At 60.1% G+C, this 17,290-nt stretch carries 20 protein-coding genes; 10 read left to right on the forward strand and 10 right to left on the reverse strand.

From position 1 onward, the window contains the following. Nucleotides 1–197 precede the first annotated feature (197 nt). A complete protein-coding gene (locus JFN91_RS19350; protein WP_199390788.1) occupies nucleotides 198–1,442 on the forward strand; it encodes a bifunctional alpha/beta hydrolase/OsmC family protein in 1,245 nt (414 codons plus the stop codon). Nucleotides 1,443–1,631: 189 nt separating this feature from the next. Next, a complete protein-coding gene (locus JFN91_RS19355; protein WP_199390789.1) occupies nucleotides 1,632–1,808 on the forward strand; it encodes a hypothetical protein in 177 nt (58 codons plus the stop codon). A 65-nt stretch (nucleotides 1,809–1,873) separates the two neighbouring features. Here the strand turns inward: JFN91_RS19355 and JFN91_RS19360 are convergent, their stop codons facing one another. The 8 genes from JFN91_RS19360 to JFN91_RS19390 all read right to left on the reverse strand — a co-directional run bounded on the left by JFN91_RS19360 (nucleotide 1,874) and on the right by JFN91_RS19390 (nucleotide 7,680). Continuing rightward, entirely contained in the window at nucleotides 1,874–1,999 is a 126-nt protein-coding gene (locus JFN91_RS19360) for a FeoB-associated Cys-rich membrane protein (RefSeq protein WP_199390790.1), read from the reverse strand. 2 nt (nucleotides 2,000–2,001) lie between these two features. Next, nucleotides 2,002–4,215: a ferrous iron transport protein B gene (gene feoB / locus JFN91_RS19365; RefSeq protein WP_199390791.1), complete on the reverse strand. Its 2,214-nt coding sequence runs from the start codon at nucleotides 4,213–4,215 to the stop codon at nucleotides 2,002–2,004. Further along, nucleotides 4,212–4,439: a FeoA family protein gene (locus JFN91_RS19370; protein ID WP_199390792.1), complete on the reverse strand. Its 228-nt coding sequence runs from the start codon at nucleotides 4,437–4,439 to the stop codon at nucleotides 4,212–4,214. The genes feoB and JFN91_RS19370 overlap by 4 nt, the downstream gene beginning before the upstream one ends. Before the next feature lie 4 nt (nucleotides 4,440–4,443). After that, nucleotides 4,444–4,698: a FeoA family protein gene (locus JFN91_RS19375; protein ID WP_199390793.1), complete on the reverse strand. Its 255-nt coding sequence runs from the start codon at nucleotides 4,696–4,698 to the stop codon at nucleotides 4,444–4,446. Nucleotides 4,699–4,923: 225 nt separating this feature from the next. Beyond that, nucleotides 4,924–6,357, reverse strand: coding sequence for a carbohydrate porin (locus JFN91_RS19380; protein WP_199390794.1), 1,434 nt, complete (start codon nucleotides 6,355–6,357; stop codon nucleotides 4,924–4,926). 213 nt (nucleotides 6,358–6,570) lie between these two features. Further along, nucleotides 6,571–6,789, reverse strand: a complete 219-nt coding sequence (locus tag JFN91_RS22325) for a transcriptional repressor (protein ID WP_328747649.1) — start codon at nucleotides 6,787–6,789, stop codon at nucleotides 6,571–6,573. A 1-nt stretch (nucleotide 6,790) separates the two neighbouring features. Then, a complete protein-coding gene (locus tag JFN91_RS22330) occupies nucleotides 6,791–7,000 on the reverse strand; it encodes a transcriptional repressor (protein ID WP_268898722.1) in 210 nt (69 codons plus the stop codon). A 230-nt stretch (nucleotides 7,001–7,230) separates the two neighbouring features. Continuing rightward, on the reverse strand, nucleotides 7,231–7,680 hold the full coding sequence (locus tag JFN91_RS19390) for a DNA-processing protein DprA (protein WP_199390795.1): 450 nt from the start codon (nucleotides 7,678–7,680) through the stop codon (nucleotides 7,231–7,233). 165 nt (nucleotides 7,681–7,845) lie between these two features. Between JFN91_RS19390 and JFN91_RS19395 the strand changes: the two genes are divergently transcribed. The 4 genes from JFN91_RS19395 to JFN91_RS19410 all read left to right on the forward strand — a co-directional run bounded on the left by JFN91_RS19395 (nucleotide 7,846) and on the right by JFN91_RS19410 (nucleotide 9,826). Further along, nucleotides 7,846–8,379 (forward strand): YidB family protein, encoded by a 534-nt coding sequence (locus tag JFN91_RS19395; protein ID WP_236015254.1) that lies wholly within the window; start codon nucleotides 7,846–7,848, stop codon nucleotides 8,377–8,379. 62 nt (nucleotides 8,380–8,441) lie between these two features. Next, nucleotides 8,442–8,888 carry an Hsp20/alpha crystallin family protein gene (locus JFN91_RS19400; protein ID WP_199390796.1) on the forward strand — a complete coding sequence of 149 codons (447 nt, stop codon included), beginning with the start codon at nucleotides 8,442–8,444 and terminating at the stop codon, nucleotides 8,886–8,888. A gap of 29 nt (nucleotides 8,889–8,917) precedes the next feature. Beyond that, the gene (locus tag JFN91_RS19405) at nucleotides 8,918–9,316 is read left to right on the forward strand and encodes an Hsp20/alpha crystallin family protein (RefSeq protein ID WP_199390797.1); all 399 of its coding nucleotides are present in this window, start codon (nucleotides 8,918–8,920) and stop codon (nucleotides 9,314–9,316) included. 27 nt (nucleotides 9,317–9,343) lie between these two features. Then, complete coding sequence (locus tag JFN91_RS19410; RefSeq protein ID WP_199390798.1) at nucleotides 9,344–9,826, forward strand: Hsp20/alpha crystallin family protein; 483 nt, start codon at nucleotides 9,344–9,346, stop codon at nucleotides 9,824–9,826. 58 nt (nucleotides 9,827–9,884) lie between these two features. On the opposite strand, the gene JFN91_RS19415 is transcribed toward JFN91_RS19410, so the two are convergent. Next, nucleotides 9,885–10,883 (reverse strand): YhdH/YhfP family quinone oxidoreductase, encoded by a 999-nt coding sequence (locus JFN91_RS19415; RefSeq protein WP_199390799.1) that lies wholly within the window; start codon nucleotides 10,881–10,883, stop codon nucleotides 9,885–9,887. A gap of 179 nt (nucleotides 10,884–11,062) precedes the next feature. On the opposite strand from JFN91_RS19415, the gene JFN91_RS19420 reads away from it, so the two are divergent. After that, nucleotides 11,063–11,509, forward strand: coding sequence for a DUF2383 domain-containing protein (locus JFN91_RS19420; protein WP_199390800.1), 447 nt, complete (start codon nucleotides 11,063–11,065; stop codon nucleotides 11,507–11,509). A 131-nt stretch (nucleotides 11,510–11,640) separates the two neighbouring features. Here JFN91_RS19420 and JFN91_RS19425 read toward each other — a convergent pair whose 3' ends face one another. Then, nucleotides 11,641–12,924, reverse strand: coding sequence for a diguanylate cyclase (locus tag JFN91_RS19425; protein WP_199390801.1), 1,284 nt, complete (start codon nucleotides 12,922–12,924; stop codon nucleotides 11,641–11,643). Nucleotides 12,925–13,491: 567 nt separating this feature from the next. Between JFN91_RS19425 and JFN91_RS19430 the strand changes: the two genes are divergently transcribed. The 3 genes from JFN91_RS19430 to JFN91_RS19440 all read left to right on the forward strand — a co-directional run bounded on the left by JFN91_RS19430 (nucleotide 13,492) and on the right by JFN91_RS19440 (nucleotide 16,975). After that, entirely contained in the window at nucleotides 13,492–13,887 is a 396-nt protein-coding gene (locus JFN91_RS19430) for a hypothetical protein (protein WP_199390802.1), read from the forward strand. Between the two features lie 513 nt (nucleotides 13,888–14,400). Next, nucleotides 14,401–15,321: a hypothetical protein gene (locus JFN91_RS19435; RefSeq protein ID WP_199390803.1), complete on the forward strand. Its 921-nt coding sequence runs from the start codon at nucleotides 14,401–14,403 to the stop codon at nucleotides 15,319–15,321. Then, nucleotides 15,302–16,975, forward strand: coding sequence for a hypothetical protein (locus JFN91_RS19440; protein ID WP_199390804.1), 1,674 nt, complete (start codon nucleotides 15,302–15,304; stop codon nucleotides 16,973–16,975). The genes JFN91_RS19435 and JFN91_RS19440 overlap by 20 nt, the downstream gene beginning before the upstream one ends. Nucleotides 16,976–17,290: the final 315 nt, after the last annotated feature.

Genomic DNA, 17,290 nt, shown 5'->3' on the forward strand with positions numbered 1-17,290 from the left:
GGGTAAACCGGTACCTTACTGTGATTTGAATTCCATTATTCACAGTTCCAGAACAAAGAGTCTGTCGTGAAAACAGCTACACGTTAGGATTTTTTATAAGAACGCATTGACTTGATACAGCCTGCTATTAATATTTTCGAATCTACAAGAGACACAGGTATGCACGCGGGGCAGTATGTCCCGTCGAGGAGTGCGCCATGAACACCAAGAAGATCACCTTTACCAACGCCAACGGCACCAGGCTGGCGGCGCGGCTTGAGCTTCCCGATGACGAGCGCCCGGTCGCCTACGCCATCTTCGCCCACTGCTTCACCTGCTCCAAGAACATCAAGGCGGCGGTCAACATCACGCGGGCCATGAGCAGCCGGCGCATCGCGGTGCTCCGCTTCGACTTCACCGGTCTGGGCGAGAGCGAGGGGGACTTCGCCGAGACCACCTTCTCCTCGCAGGTAAGCGACCTGGTGGCGGCGGCGCGCTTTCTGGAGCGCGAGTACGAGGCGCCCAGGCTTTTGGTGGGACATTCACTGGGGGGCTCTGCGGTGCTGGTTGCCGCCGGTGCAATCCCTTCGGTGACGGCGGTGGCCACCATCGCGGCTCCCTACAGCCCCTCGCACCTGCGCCGCCTGTTGGGAAAATCGGCTGAAGAGGCGGAACGGCAGGGGGAGGCCACCGTGAACCTCGGCGGCAGCGAATTCACCATCAGGAAAAGCCTCCTCGACGACCTGGAAGCGCAGCGCCCGGCCGAGACGCTGGCCCACCTGCAGGGGGCGCTCCTGGTGCTGCATTCCCCCGCAGACGGCATCGTGACCATCGACAACGCCACCCAGATCTTCCAGGCGGCCCACCAACCAAAGAGCTTCGTCTCGCTGGGGAGCGCCGACCACCTGATGTCCGAGGCGGCTGACTCGCGCTACGCCGGAGAGGTCATTGCCTCCTGGGCCATGCGCTACCTGGACGGAGCCGAGGCGCAGCCCATGGCACAGCGGCAGTTTCTGGCCGCCGACAACAGGGTCACCGCCCGCACCGGGCCCGAAGGCTTCCGCACCGAGATTTTCGCCAACGGCTTCAGCCTCACCGCGGACGAGCCCATCAGCTACGGCGGCAGCAACGAGGGACCCTCCCCTTACGAGTTCGTCATGGCCGGGCTCGCCGCCTGCACCTCCATGACGGTGCAGATGTACGCCCGGCGGAAAGGGTGGCCGCTCGTCGACGCGCTGGTGCGGCTTTCCCATCACAAGATCCACGCTGAGGACTGCCGCGACTGCGAGTCCCAGGACCGGCGCATCGACAAGTTCGTCCGGGAGTTGGAACTGATCGGCGAGCTGGACCAGGAGCAGAGACAGAAGCTTTTGGAGATCGCCGAGAAGTGCCCGGTGCACCGCACCCTCACCAGCGAGATCCGGGTGGAAACGAGACTCAAGGAAAGCATGGTTGAACAATAAGGCCCACTCAGCATTGCCGTTAGTCTCTCCCTCCCTTGACGGGAGGGGGCTTGGGGGTGGGTGAAGCCGCAAGTGGAGGGGGGACCGGACGGCGCCGGAGCCGGCCGCGAAATTCTTCTCAAGAGTTGGCCCGCATCTGCCGAAAAGAGCTGCAACGCCCAAGGTAAGGGCCCAGCAGGAGGTCACGTTATGGATGTAACCACCATAGCAACCATGCAGATAGCAGGCGCCGCCGCTCTCGCCCAGCAGTCGGCTTCCATGGAGTTGATGAAGAACGCTGCCAATGCCCAGATGCAGATGGCCAATATCCTGGCCCAGCAAGCCACCGCAGTGAACCCGCCCGAGGGCTTCTCGGTCTACGCCTGAACACACTAAGCCAGCCACGCAAAAGGGCCGGGGGAACTCCCCCCGGCCCTTGTCGTTTCACGTTGCTATTTCTTGCAGCAGCTCCCGCCTTCGCAGCCGCAGCACCCCTTCTTCTTCCACAGCGTAGCGTACAGGATATAGCAGGCTCCGGCCACGATGACGCCGGCAATGATCACATCGGCAACTCCCATGTTCAACCTCCCAGCCCCAGGAGACGTCCCCCCTGGTAGATGATGAGCGCGGCGGTCCACGCCAGCGCCGTCTGATAGAACAGGCCCACGCCGGCCCATTTCCAGGTGCCGAACTCCTGCCGCATGGCCGCTATCGCCACGACGCACGGCATGTAAAGCAGGACGAAGGCCATGAAGGCGTACGCGCTAAGCGGCGTGAACGCCCCGAGGATGGCGACTTTGAGCCCACCCTGGTCCTCCTCCTTCTCCTCCGCCTGCGGCAGGTAGAGCAGGGTCTTGGCCGCGGTGACGCAGGCAGCTCCGAAGGAGGTCGCCACTTCCTTCAGGTCTTCCTGCAGGGTCGGGACGTCCTTCTTCTCGTCCTTCTTGGGGGCGTAAATCTCGCCCATGGTCCCCACCACGATCTCCTTGGCGATGACGCCGGTGATGAGGGATGAGGCCGCCTCCCAGTTGCCGAAACCGACCGGCTGGAAGATGGGGGCAATGGCGGCGCCCGCCTGGCCCAGGTAGGAGTCACGCTTGTGCTCGACGCCCCAGGGGAGGTTCAAAAGGAACCAGACCAGTACGGATACGGCGAAGATGTACGTACCGGCCTTGAAAAGGAAGTGCTTCCCCTTTTCCCAGGTGTGCACGCAGAGGCTGTGCAGGCTCGGCATGCGGTACGGGGGGAGCTCCATGATGAACATGGGCGCCTCGCCGCGGAACAGCGTCTGCTTGAAGACGAGCCCCATGCCCACCGCGAGCAGGATCCCCATGATGTACAGCGACCAGATTACGGTGCTGGAGTTCTTGGGGAAGAAGATGCCCACGAAGAGCACGTACACCGGCAGGCGCGCGCCGCAGGACATGAGCGGCACCAAGAGGGCGGTCAGCACCTTGTCCTTGGGATTCTCCAGCGTCCGCGTGGCGTAGATGCCGGGAACGTTGCAGCCGAAACCGAGCAGCATCGGGATGAACGACTTGCCGTGCAGGCCGATGGAGTGCATGGTGCGGTCCATGACGAAGGCGGCGCGGGCCATGTAGCCGCTCCCCTCCAGGAAGGTGATGAAGAACATCATGGCGAAGATCACCGGCACGAAGACCAGCACCGATCCCACCCCGGCGATGACCCCGTCGTTCACCAGCGACACGGTCCAGTCCGGTGCCCCGAGCGGGGTCAGGATGGCCGAGGCCCAGCGTTTGAAAGGACCGTCGGTCATGGCGCCGATCCACTTGCCGAAGGGGGCGGAGAGGTCGAAGGTGAGCTTGAATAAAAGCCACATGGCGCCCATGAAGATCGGGATGCCCAGGAAACGGTTCAGCACGACCTTGTCGATCCTCTCGGTCAGCTCGGTCTGGCGCAGCTCCGGCTTGTGCAGCACCTCGTGGGTGAGCCCGGAGGCGAGCGAGTAGCGGGCGTCGGCCATGATGGACTCGATGTCCTCGCCGTGGGCCCTTCTGAGGTGGTGAAGAGCCTGGTCCAGGAAATCGAGGTTGTCCAGCCCCAGTTCCTTCATGACGTGGCTGTCCTGCTCCATGAGCTTCAAGAGCAGCCAGCGCTGCGGGTAGTGATCGATAAGCGCCGGGTAGCTGCTGCGGAAGGACTTGGCCAGGTAGTCGCAGGCAACTTCTATGTCTTCACCGTAGTTGAGCTTTTTCGGGGCCCGCTGCTTCGGGGTGTCGGCCACCCGCAGCGCCGTCGCCAGCAGCTCGTCGAGACCGGTCTTCTTGGTGGCCGAGGTGGGGACCACGGCGATGCCCAGCATCTCTTCCATCGCCTTGTCGTCGATGCGGTAGCCCTTCTCGGCAGCCTCGTCGTAGATGTTGAGCGCCATCACCACCGGGATGCCCAGTTCCATGATCTGCACTGTGAGGTAGAGGTTACGCTCCAGGTTGGTGGCGTCGACCACGTTGATGATCAGGTCGGGACGCTCGTGGACCAGGTAGTCGCGCGCCACGATCTCCTCCTGGGAGTACGGGGAGAGCGAGTAGGTGCCGGGAAGATCGACCAGCCGGATCTTCCTGCCGCCGAATTCGAAGAAAGCCTCCTTTTTCTCCACCGTCACCCCGGCCCAGTTGCCGACGTGCAGGCGGGTGCCGGCGATGGCATTGATCAGGGTCGACTTGCCGGAGTTGGGGTTACCTGCCACCGCCACCGTGATGGTGCGCGCCGCAGCGCTGTGACCGGAGACCTCGGCGTCCAGTTCCTCGTCCTTGTGCTTCAACTGCGTGCTCATCCTGCCACCTCCACCGCGATGCCTTCCGCTTCCTTCTTCCTGAGCGACAGGTTGTAGCTCTTGATGCTCACCTCGATGGGGTCCCCCAAAGGCGCCACCTTGAGCACCTTGACGTCCTCGCCCACCAGCACTCCCATATCCATCAGCCGCCTCTTCAGCGGACCGATGGAACCGATCGATGTGATCTTCCCCTTCTGCCCCGGTTTAAGCTTTGCCAGATTCATCACCCTATCTCCTCACCATGATTTTCATTGCCATGCGGCGGGCCAGGGCAATCCTCGCCTCGTCCACCCTGAGCAGGATGGTGTTGCCGCCGTTGGTCAGCATCTCAACGTGTTTCCCGATCCGGAGCCCCATCTCCTCGACCCGGACCATGGTCTTTTCATGCTCGGGGTCCGGGCCGCCTTGGGCCGCCCCCCTGCCGAACATGATCTCGACGATCTCGCCGTTTTCTCCCGCGCTTAACAGTCCCAGAGGTATCATGAATGCTCCTTTTCCTTTTCTTTACCTAATTAGCCCCCGCCCCCGCCTGCGGCGGTGTTCTGACGGGGAGAAAGCCCCCTCCCCCCGGAGGGGGGAGGCTGGGAGGGGGGAAACAGGAACGAGCCGGTACGCTCCCCCTCCCTGTCCCTCCCCCTCCGGGGGCGGGGACGCTTGGCAACTTCTCAGAAGCGAGAATCTTCCATAGTTTCCCGCCCCTCCCCTTTCCTAGAAGCTGATCTTGGCGCGCAGGGCGAGGGCGACCACGTTGTCGCTGGCGCCGATGCCGGCCGGGTTCACCAGGTACTGCGCTACCGGAGAGATCTCGATCTGGTCGCTCACCTTGTACCGGTAGTAGACCTCGGCAAGTTTCTCCTGTGCGTCGGCCACGGTCCGGGCCGCCTTCACCTGGCCGTAGGCAAAGCCGAGCACGTCGTCCTTGCGGCCGGCGACGAGCCCCTGGTAGTGGCCGCCGGCGCTCCAGGCGCGGGTTGCGGCGTAGACGTCCTTGTCTCGCTGGCCATAGCGGGCGAAGAGGGTGAGCTTGTCGGTGACCTGCTGGTCGAAGCTTACGCCCACGCTGTAGGCGTTTTTGGCGACCAGCTTGCCGGCGCCGTCCGCCGGGGCGCCGTCGAAAGCCCCGTAGACCCGGTAGTTTCCTTCCAGCTCACCCGCCTTGTGCTTGTAATCCAGTTCCGCGATGCCGAAGCCGTGGTCGAAGATGTTGGCGCTGTCCGAGCTGTCCGCGCTGTCGGCATCGCCGCTGCCGTAACCGATGCCGAAGATGAGCGGCTCCGCCAGCTTGGCCTGGACGCGCGCGCCCGGGCCGTTGGCCGGGAAGGGAAGCACCGCGGAATGCACGAAGGCGCCGGAGAGGAACTGGCTGTTCTCGTCGCCGGCAACGGCGTTGCTGTCGAAGTAATTGGAGAGATCGATCTTGCCGGCGGTAAAGAGGAGACGGTCATTCAGAGCGGAGTGCTCGAGCCAGGCCTCGCGGAAGCGGACCCGGTCGCCGGTGGAGCCGGCCACGCCGTTCAGCCCGGAGAAGGAGGCCACCTTGGAATCGATGCCGTCGCCGCCGGTCGCCTCGACGTCGATGACCGCGATGGTGCTCTCACCCACCTTGAAGTTGAAGACCAGGTCGGCACGCCCCACCACGTCGGTGGAGTCCTTGGGCTTGTTGCCGATGGAGCCCTGCAGCACGCCGACCATGCCGCCGGAAAGGGCGATGTTCTTGGTGAGGGCGGTGAACCGGGTGCCGAGATCCTCGTTGCGAGCCTGGAAGGTTCTGGTGCCGACCAGAAGCATCTCGGCGCGCAGTTCCTCCTTGAGGTCGCTCAGGAGCACGAGATCCTCCTTGTCCACCGCCTGGTTCCCCTCCTTGACCACCTTTTCCGCCATTTTCTCGGTGAGAAGATGTACCGCCAGCGCCACGTCCATACGGCTGCACGCAGCTTTTCCTTCCTGGAACTCCTTGGAGAAGAGCCCCTCCACCTGGTACTTGTTACCCAGGCGCAGGATCTCCTGGCACGCCTTGACTTTGCACTCAACCTTTTCCGGCACGACCAGGTCGGGGTGCAGAGCGAACGCAGTCCCTGAAGCAAGTAAAAGGCTTCCCAGCAGGAACATCCCGGACACGGTAATCTTCTTCGCTTCGAACATGAATCTCTCCTCCTCTCTCTGTTGCGGCTCCGACTCAATCAAGACCGGAAGCCATACGAAATCTGCTGTATCAGCAAGTGTTTTTGACTATTTGCTCATATCGGCGGGGTGCTTCAAAACTGAAAACCAATTTCATTCATTGGAGAAAAAAAAGACTTCCCCCTTGAGCGCGCACTTATACAGTGAGCGACACCAACACCACCACGGCATCTGTCAGTATTTGGAACTTTCTAAATTGCTTGAGAGAGTCAGCCAGCCTGGGCCAGTGCAGCGGTTGCAACCCCCGCGCAACTCGATCTTCAGCGACTGTACCGTGAAGCCCATGGAGCGGGCCAGTTCGGCCTGGTACCGCTCAATGGAACTGTTCTCAAACTCGGTGACGGTGCCGCAGTCGCTGCAGACCTGGTAATCGTGCCGCCTACCCCCGGCCACTTCATAGCGGGTCAAGCCGTCTCCGACGGTTTACTTCACGGGCTATGCCGGCTGCGGCGAAAAGCCGCAGCGCACGGTAGACGGTTGCGTGGCCGATGTTGGGATGCGTGCCGCGCAGGATCAGGTACAGCTCGTCTGCTCTTTCACCTTCTGCTTGGTTTGGTTCACACGCGCCTCGGTGGTATCGGAGGGAACCCTCCTGACAGTACATACAATGACATTCACTTTCAGCCTTGCAGCGTAATACTCCAATGACAGAAACGCCGGGGGGTGAGAGTATCCCCACAGTGTTACCTCCCCGGCTAAACTCTTGATTGACTGAGGAGTGAAGCGGTCAGATGGATGACGGCGATGGCTGGTTTTGAAAGTTGTTTTCGTTTATAGAGAAGGCTGGCGGGATTGTCAATATTTTTATTTTTAGAATTTTCCGAGCCAGTGGTTTTACAACACAGTGACTTTCCCGGCGCAGCCGGAGCACAGCCGCTCCAGGCTCCCTCCAGCCGAGACGTGCGCTATGACAATAGTGTCGGCGAGGTCGACCATCATCTTGTTGCGCTGATAGCATTTGGACTCGCAGGGGTGGCTCACGCTCTGGGCGTAGCGGGAAATGACCAGCAGGCGTCCCGCAGCAAGGTGCCGCTCCCACTCGGGGTCCAGCCGGTTCAGCCCCTGCGCCAGCGCGATGATGATGGGCTGGTTGCCCTGCAAAAGCCGGCACAGCACCTCCTTCTCGATGGGAGAGTGATAGCCGGAGATGACGCAGGTGCCGGCCACGCGCTGCGCGTCGGCCCAGCGGTAGGCCTTTTCCGCAGCCTCCTGGGGAAACTTGCGGGAGCACAGAAACGCCACCTTGCGCAGGTCAAGCAGTGCCTCGTTCCCGATCGAATGCATGCGCCACCCCCTTGGCATGATGGCAAAGTATATCGGGCCACTTCCATCCGGCCAGCCTCGTGGTAAACTTCTGCGTCCATTAAAGCGAACTAATCACTTGGAATCAGGTGCGGGTTTGGCGCCGCAGTGCCTGCCTCACCAGCAAACCACGACAAGGAGGATGACATGGGCATTTTAGACGACGTTGCCGGCAAGGTACGCGGCATGGCCGGCGGAGGGGACGCCGGCCTCATGCAGGGGATCATCGAGATGCTGACCGACCGCCAAAGCGGCGGACTGGGAGGGATCATCCAGGCCTTCAACCAGAAAGGGCTCGGGCACATCATCTCTTCCTGGATCGATACCGGCCCCAACCTTCCCGTCACCCCGAACCAGCTGCACGAGGTCTTGGGACCGGAACGGGTGCAGCAACTGGCGAACCAGGCCGGACTCTCCACTGACGAGACCGTCACCAAGCTGACCCGCTTTCTCCCCGATGCGGTAGACCAGGCCACCCCGGACGGCAAGGTTCCCGAAGGGGGGCCTCGTCGGCAAGGGTCTCGACTTCCTGAAGAGCAGATTCTCGTAGCGTGGGGACTGGCTCCGCCAGGTGCCTGTCCCCTTTGGGGCTTGGTGAGCAGGTTAAGCAGAAACGAGCGTTCCGCTAAAGGGACAGGCACCGAAACGGAGCCTGTCCCTTCTGCTCCCCCTCCCCCTTGACACGATAAAAACCGTGATTATCTTACGCTTAGAAAATGACTCACCGAAAGGAGGTACATGACATGGCAAGTTGGGATGTTTTCAGAGAACTGGACAACCTGAGAAGAGAGATCGACGAAGCCTTCCGCGGCGCAGGAGTGAGCCGGCCCTTCGGACCGACGTTCCTCTCGCCGGTGACCACCCGGCGCTTCCCGATGGTCAACTTCAGCGAGGATGAAGGCAGCGTCTACGTGGAAGCCCTCATTCCCGGGGTCGACCCCAAAGATGTGGACCTCTCGGTCCTCAGAAACACCCTGACCATCAGCGGCGAGCGCAAGCCCTTCGCCGAGATGAAAGGGATCGTGCACCGTACCGAACTCGGCTCCGGCAAGTTCAGCCGCACCCTCGAACTCCCGGTCGACATCGACGCCAACAAGATCACCGCCCAGTGCAAGGACGGCATCATGACCATAACCATGGCCAAAGCGGAACACGCCAAGCCGAAAAGGATCGAAATCAAGCTTTCCTAAGCGAATTACTGTGAGAGGAGGTCATCGATATGGCACCCAACAGCTTGACCGAAAGAAATGACGAAATGAACGTACAGGCCCGTGAAGAGACGAGGTCGAACGAGAGATTCATACGCCCGGCAGTGAACATCATCGAAACCGAGGAAGGCCTGTTCGTGACTGCCGACCTTCCCGGCGCAACCAAGGAGAACATCGACGTCAACGTCGAAAAGGGAGTCCTCACCATCAGCGCGCCCGCGGCCCACTCGGTGCCCGGCAACGCCGTCTACCGGGAATTTGAACTGGGGAGCTACTTCCGGCAGTTCACCATCCCGGAAAGCCTCGACCACGGCAAGGCCAAGGCCGATTTCGCCAACGGCATCCTGACCCTGCGCATACCCAAGGCAGAGATCGCCAAGCCGCGTCGCATCGAGGTGCAGGTGAGCTAAGGACGTTGCACAGGAGGTGAATTAGGGATGGCAACCCTGGTACCTGAAAAGTGGCGTGAAGCCCTGGAACATGTACAGGACAAGGTGGGCACCCTGCTCAACAACCTGGTGCCCGCGAAGAAAGAGGAACGAACGCTGGAAAACCTGACCGCCGACGCGATCCCCTCCTTCATGCAGCGCGGCGGCCCGCTGGTCGACATGCACGAGACCGCAGAGGAGCTCGTGATCCTCGCCGAAGTGCCGGGAATGAAGAAGGAAGATTTCACCGTGGAACTGGTGGACCGGCGGCTCACCATCAGGGGGGAAAAGAAAGTGGTGCGCGAGGGGAAAGGGGCATCGGGGGGCTTCCTCTCCGAATGCCGCTACGGCAGCTTCTCCCGTAGCATGCTGCTCCCCTACTCGGTAGAGGAGGACAAGATCAAGGCGGTCCTCACTCACGGGGTCCTCACCATCCGGCTCCCCAAGCCGGAACAGCAACGCGGCACGGGGCACCGCGTCCCGATTTCTTGAGCAGCCCCATGACAAAGGCCAGTCCGCAAAACGGACTGGCCTTTTTTGTTTGCCGCTCTTACAACTTAACCAGCACCCTCCCCCTGATGCCCCCCTGCAGGATGCGCTCGATCTTCTCCTCCAGACCCTCCAGCGTCACCTCGGTGGCCATCTGGTCCAACAGTGCCGGGCGCCAGGGGCCCGCCAGCCGCTGCCATACTTCCAGCCGGGTGTCGGTCGGGCAGCGCGAGGAATCGATGCCGACCAGGGTCACGGCGCGCAGGATGAAGGGATGCACGTTGACCGGAAGTTCCGCCGAACCGACCAGACCGCAGCAAGTGACGGTCCCCCCGTAGCGGGTTGATTTCAGCACGGCGGCAAGAGTCTCGCCGCCGACCACGTCGATCGCCCCCGCCCAGCGCTCCTTCATCAAGGCCCGCTCCCCTCCCGCGGTTACCTCCTCCCGGGAAATCACCTCCGCCGCACCCATCTCCGTCAGGAACGTGACATCTCCCATCTTGCCGGTGGCGGCCACCACGCGGTACCCAGCCTTGGCCAGGATGCTGACGGCCAGGGTGCCGACGCCGCCGGTCGCACCGGTAACCAGGATGTCGCCACTCTCCGGCCTTACCCCCGCCCGCTCCAGCTTCAGCACCGAAAGTCCCGCCGTGAAGCCGGCCGTCCCCAGGATCATGCTCTCACGCAGGGTGAGTCCGGCGGGAAGCGGCACCCCCCACTGCGACGGGACTCGGATGTACTCGCCCCACCCTCCGTCGGTTTCCATGCCGAGGTCGTGCCCCGTGACCACCACCTGGTCACCCGGCTTGAAGCTGCCATCGCTGCAGGAAGCGACCTCCCCCGCGGCATCGATGCCCGGCGTGTGCGGGAACTGCCTGGTAACGCCGGGGTGCCCGGTGGCGGAGAGGGCGTCCTTGTAGTTGAGCGAGGAATAGCGCACCCGCACTAACAGCTCACCCGCATCCAGTTGATCTATGTCACGCTCTTTGATGCTCCTGGTGAAAGTCTGGTCCGCCCCTTTTTCCACCACCAGTGCTTTGAAGCTGGTTCCTGTTTCCATGTAGTTCTCCGTGGAATGCTCTCAGTGTGATGAACCGACACAAGGATGATAACGGCTGGCAAAGAGAGGTCAAGCACAGCCACCACCTTGCAGTGAGCAGTTGCCATCAAGCGGACTGCGGCTACAATGTATGCCTGCACTATGAATTAGATATTTCACATTATATGCAGGAGGCCGACATGGAAAGGACGGAGATGATCGACAGGCTGAACGACCTGATCCAGTTGGACGTCGATGCTGTGGAGGCCTACGCGCAGGCCATCAAGCACATCGGGTACAGGGATATCGCCAAGAGGTTTCGGGAATACCAGGATGACCACCGTAACCACATCACCAACCTCACCGCCCTGGTACAACAGATGGGCGGGACACCGACCAAGCCGACGCCGGATCTGAAGGGATACCTTATCGAGGGGTTCACCGCCCTGATGAGTCTCACCGGTGCCCGGCAGGCCCTGGAAGCGATGAAGGGGAATGAAAAGGTGACCAGCCGCAAGTACCAGGAAGCCGTCGCCCAGCCCTTTCCCGAGAATGTCATGGAGGTCCTGCGCACCAACCTGTCGCAGGAGCAGTGGCACCTCTCCTATATCGAGGAAATCCTCTCCACCCCGCGCCGGGAACTCTGAGAGGCGTGATAGCAAAAGGGACAGGCTCCGTTTCGGTGCCTGTCCCTCTAGCGGAACGCTCCATTTTGCTCTGTCACCTCACCCAACCCCAAAGGGGACAGGGGGGATTTAGCCTAACTCGCCCCTTACCTTCAACTGGCCGCCTGCTGGAAAACCTGCCGGTCCCTCCGCTCAGCCTCCCTCTTCGAAGCCACCACGTTGTTGCGCCCTTTGAGCTTGGCCCGGTACAGTGCCTGGTCGGCAGCTTCAACCAGCTGCTGCCTGTCTGCATCGAAATCCGGAATCATGGCGGCAACGCCCACGCTCACGGTAACCACCTCGGCGACGGGAGAATGGCTGTGCGGCACATTTAGGGCCTCCACCGCCTTGCGGCACTTCTTGGCGATAGTCGCCGCGTCCGCGAGCCCGATCCCGGAAAGAAGCAGAACGAATTCCTCGCCGCCGTAGCGCGCCGCGGTGTCTCCCGGCCGCCTGGCAAAACGTCCCAGTTCCCGGGCGACCAGTTTGAGGCAATCGTCGCCGGCCTGATGCCCGTAGTTGTCGTTGAAGTTCTTGAAGAAGTCGATGTCCAGGAATATGAGGGCGATGGGGGAGTCCGATCGGACCGCACGCTGCCACTCCTGGTCCAGCATGACCTCGAAATGGCGACGGTTGCCCAGGCCGGTCAGCGGGTCCGAGATGGAGAGCCTGCGCAGTTCCAGGGTGGCATTCTGCAACTGCCTGTTTTCGTGCTCGAGGAGGTTGGTGTTCAGGAAGTCGCGGCGCAGGTAGTTTTCCATCAGCGAGTTTGAGAAGGCCCCGATGATGATGGTGGCGATGATGCTGAAGCTGTTCTGGATCAGGATGGTGAGGTCGGTGTGGTTGATGTAGACGGCCACGGTCTCGTACGCCAGCGTGGTGACCACCGCCCAGCAGACCGCATAGCGCAACCTGAGGCTCACAAAGGTGAAAGCCCCCATGATGAGGAGCAGCAATCCGGAGTAGTAGTAATTCTTGGTGGGGGTCGGGTCGTAATAGACCATGGAGACGATGCCCAGGCTCCCCACCAGCATCACCAGCGAGACGACCGGCTGCATGAAGCGCCTGAGCGGGGGGCAGTAGGTGAAGGCAAGGCCGGCGATGACCGTGGGGCAGACGACCGCGTAACGGATGAACCACATGTGGGCCCGGTCCGCCGGGAGGAGCAGGCCGTCCACCAGCCCGAAAACGGCATAGAGGATGAGCCCGGTCAAAAGCGCCACGCGGACGTGTTTCAGGGTCTTGTCGCGATAGTACTCATTGAAGGCGGACTCCAGCGGTTTCGGAAACCGGACCGACTTGAGCCCCCCTTCCCCGAAAGCCTCCCTGGCCTTTTGTACCATCTCCATCTCAGGGCCGGGAGTCGTCACATTCACATTTATGTCGATGTTGTGCATATCTCACTCATAGGCCGCGTACGGCATGCTACCGGGAGTTATTCAACTGACATAAAGCACGGTAGACATTATATCAGCCTTCATGAATGCACAACTAAATACACACTCTAATCTGGTGAGTTGAGTCACAAAAAATTCAAAAAACCAGATAATAACGAATTACCGGCAGTTTTGACGCGGGTAACTGGCAGCGGAAGGCCTATCGGAGCCAGTCCCCTTTTACGTTTTTCTGCCCAGCCTGCCGCACTAGAAGCGAGTGCTTTAGCTCCTCCCCCCATATTCGCTATTCCTCACTTCGCCTTTGACATGTATGCAGGATCTCTATACATTGCGATTGATTTGTTATAACAAATGAGATTTGTTGTAGACGATGTACCCTCCACCAGCAGGGAGGGGAAGGAGGATGGCCAGTTTTCTGTTCATTCCCCAATTGGCACAAATTCCAACCAAAGCCGCGTGCCAGATCAGCATGTTACGACAGCCCCTTGGCTTAATCGATATATATGCGGCAATGTGAGAAGATGATGGCAATTCTGCCTAATAAGTAGTTGGACGAGAAGGAAAATGATGGCAAACAGAATTAAATTTATCCTCGTGGCTCTATGCCTTCTCTTCCCCGTCAGTGCCTTCGCTGATTCCCTTAATATCAAAGGTGGTCGATACGCTGGTGGTCCGGTCATCATTTTGAAGCTGACTGAAAAGCAAAGACACCTGATAGATAAGAAATACAAGCCATACGACAAGATGAAGCTGACAAAAGGTCAGAGAGCCCAAATAGCAGCAAAGGCAAAGATGAAAGAGCCGCCGACAAAACTGGTTATGGTGCGTGCTGCGGATACTCAGGGCGACTGTACATGCGGCCTTGCTAACATCGGCCTCCTTTTGAAAGGCGGAGTGGTCGAGATTCCAGTTCCTTATTTGGCGACCGATAAGGAAGCAAAAGAAATGGAAATTGTGGACTAAGAGCCCCGAGTTTTTGGGTGATGCAGAGGGTGCGGGAAAGTTGCCAACCATAACAGGTGGAGACGGACTCCGCGGTTGGCAAGAGTGGGGCTTAACCGGAAAGAGTTGGACGCTCCGCCGCTCACCTGCAGCCCGTTAGCAACAGAAAAAGAGGAAACTGATGGGGTTCACTGAATGGATTCCAGCAATCACGACATCTAGGCAACAGGGGGACGCCCATGCCCCCCCATGCCCAGTTGACGTTTTGTTTGTCTCGTATCAAGGGCTGCCCCCTAAGGTCGCAAAGCAGGTTAAGGTTCACTGTTCATCACTTCTCCTTTGACATAGAGGGACGTTGTGGAGATAGTGAGATTTGGCCTGCCGGTAGTAGTGCAAACTCAAAAAAATCAAGAACCACACCTTCTTTCGCTCGCTCAGGGGAGTTCTGGGACAATCCTTATGGCTGTAGAATCGCTCATTAACCAGCAGTCCGAACAATCTCCTGCTATTGAGGTGGAAGCCCCCCGCTTTCTGGTGAGCATCTTGCTGCCGGCCGAAGCGTACGGGAGAGAGCCGGAAACCGCTGCTCCACCTGCAACGGCAGCGCCCCAGATCGCACTCCAACCGCCCTGGCTCAGCTTCGTCGACCGATTCATGGTGGCCCTGTTTGAACTCCCCTTCGGGGCGTCGCTGCTCACACCGTTCGAGGAGCACGCAGGGGGCGCCGACGCCTACGGGGACGGGAGCTCTGCCCCTGATATCCCCTTCCTGACGCTCGACCTCAGGCTGAACCTCGGGGGGGCGAAGGAGGCCCAGGCCTGCTTCTACGACATCTGTTACGGGCCCCATGGCCTGGTGCTGGTCAACTTCGCCTTTGGTGGGCCAGTCGTCGACGCTGCACTGGCTCCAGACCGGGGGGCGACCATGCCGGCACTGCTCCCCTTCCGGGAGTTTCTCCTCGCACTCTGCGCTGCATGTCCCGTCCTGATCGGCACGATCGGCGTGGAACTGGACGCATTAATCCCTGACATATCCTTTGACGGGCTCGTCTACGACCGGAAACTCTCCTACCGCGATTTTTTCCATCTGGCATGGCATGCGAAGCTCGGAGATTACGCGTTCATGTTCGTCAACCCGGCAGTGTTCGACGGAGGCAAACCGCTCGTAATGGACCGCATCGCGCCGGCTAGAAGTTTCCCCTCCACCCAAGAGTCCAGCATGTACCGTGACCTGCTGCTTTGTTACGAAATGGTCGAGAACGATTATCTGGGTGAGCAGGCGTACCGGAAGATGTACGAGTCGAACTGGCCCAAGGACGACAAGGACGACGCACTCGGCTACCTAGCCAGGGCCATCTCGGTGGCGGGAACCCTGGAGTTAGAACAATACGAAGCGGAGCTGCGTGAGCGTTACGAGCAGATCAGGACCGTCTACGATGCACAGTTTCGGCGGTAACCGAACCGACGCCGGTAGCCCCGTACGCGACAATAACGACAGGAAGCCCGAAAAGGATAAAGAAATGAAGATGGATCCCTTCGACGATACATCGAACCAACAGGCCGCGATGGTGCGCGCTCCCCTCCCGGGAATCTGCATGGTGGCCGTCTGGTGCCTTTTCTCCCTGGCACTTCCTGCTCCAGTTTGCGCCGACTGGCAGAATCCTTCCGGCAAATCCATCTGCGCTATGCCAGAATATGTGGGAACGGAAGTCTACAACAAATACTGCGGTGGCGGGTACCAGTACACGCCGCCCGATCCGTACGGTTCGGTGCGCGGTTCGCTGGGCCCGTTTATCTCCGGAGTTTCGGACCTGATCGATGCACGTGAATTGCGTGATCGCTATTTCGGCGACAACCAGGCCGTCGATGCCGTTCTTACCGAGTTGCGGCATCGGCTGTGGCTGGCGAAAGCCCGTGCGGAGGCGGTTGAGTCGATCCGGGGGCAGGAGCTGGCGTGGCTTAAGGCCAAGGTCGCCAAGCTACGGGATATGTCCGACGGCATGGTCGCAACGGATCAGGGGCGCACCTATGCCGAGACAGTGGACGAGCTGGAAAGCGTCAGGTCGCAGGTCGCGGCAGCGGGAAAACGGATAGAGGATCTCAGACAGAAGGCGATCAACGAGAGTCTTCGTACAATCTTTGCCCAGGAGCTCTGGGACACCCGCAAGAATCAGGCTATAGGGTTGGTGGACAGATTCAGCGCCGGGGACCCGCGCCTAGCCAAGCTACGGAGGAAACCAACGGTCCCCCAAGCCCCGATACGGGTGCGGGCTCTCCCTCCGGAGCCCGGAGAGGCACCTCCGCTGGCGGTTCGCCCCGGTTCGCTCTACGATTATGAACTGGCGCATCAGACGGCGCAAACGCCTTTGCCGAGCCGGTTGAACCTAGCTCCGGAGCCGGCGGCGACAGCGACTGATCCCGCGCTGCGGCTCTCGGAACTGCAGGGGATCGCTGTGCAGACCAGGGGCAGCAGGGAACGCGTGGCCGCCGTGGAACGCGAGCTCACCGACTACCGTTCCAGCTACCGGACCTACTGGCAGTTGGTAGAGGACGGAAATATAGTGTCGGCCAAGATCATGCAGCAGGTCGACACCTTGAAGAAGAAGCTCTCCTGGCTGGCGAAGGTTGAAAGGAACGCCGAGCTTGAGAGGCAGACGGAACTCTGGAAAACCGTGCTTGTCACCACCAAGATCATCGTCTGGGACCTGTTCAAATCCCGGCACGTCGTGCCGGAGATATTCAGGACCTTGCAGGCGGCCGGGGAAGACAAGGAACTGCATGAGATCAGCGAAACGTACCTGAAGCAGACTTGGGGAACGGAGCGCAACCACATTCTCAAAGCGTGGAAGGTGTACGGCCGCGCCAAGGAGTTTGGCACCCTAGTGAAGAACGCTGCTGCCATAGAATCGGATTTCGAGCTGATGTCCCAAAAAACGGTCAATATCCTCGGCCAGGCCCCGACGGCTGAGGCGTTCCACGATTTCGAGGCCATCTGGGGTGCCCACGAGGGGAGTGGCAAAAACTCCTTGCACGCGGCATTTCAGGCCATGGGTACGCCGGGCGAGGTTGCCGAAGTCTGGGACCGCTTTTTGACCCGGGAGCCCGAATGAAGACAGACCATACAGAAAATAACTCCGAAGGGGTCAGGCACGTTTTAATGCCACAGTATTCCGAGTATTCCGAAGTATTCCGGGGACATGATACCTATTATTGTTTAGTATTCCGGGGACATGATACCTATTATTGTTTGACACATTAGTTCCGACAACTCCAACCACTCCTCATGCTTTATTCGGAGGTCTTGGCGTGTTAGTCTGGCTAGGTATTCCGGGGACATGATACCTATTGTTGTTTGACACATTAGTTCCGACAACTCCAACCACTCCTCATGCTTTATTCGGAGGTCTTGGCGTGTTAGTCTGGCT

The sequence above is a fragment of the Geomonas anaerohicana genome (genome assembly GCF_016458305.1).
Taxonomy (GTDB): Bacteria; Desulfobacterota; Desulfuromonadia; order Geobacterales; family Geobacteraceae; genus Geomonas; species Geomonas anaerohicana.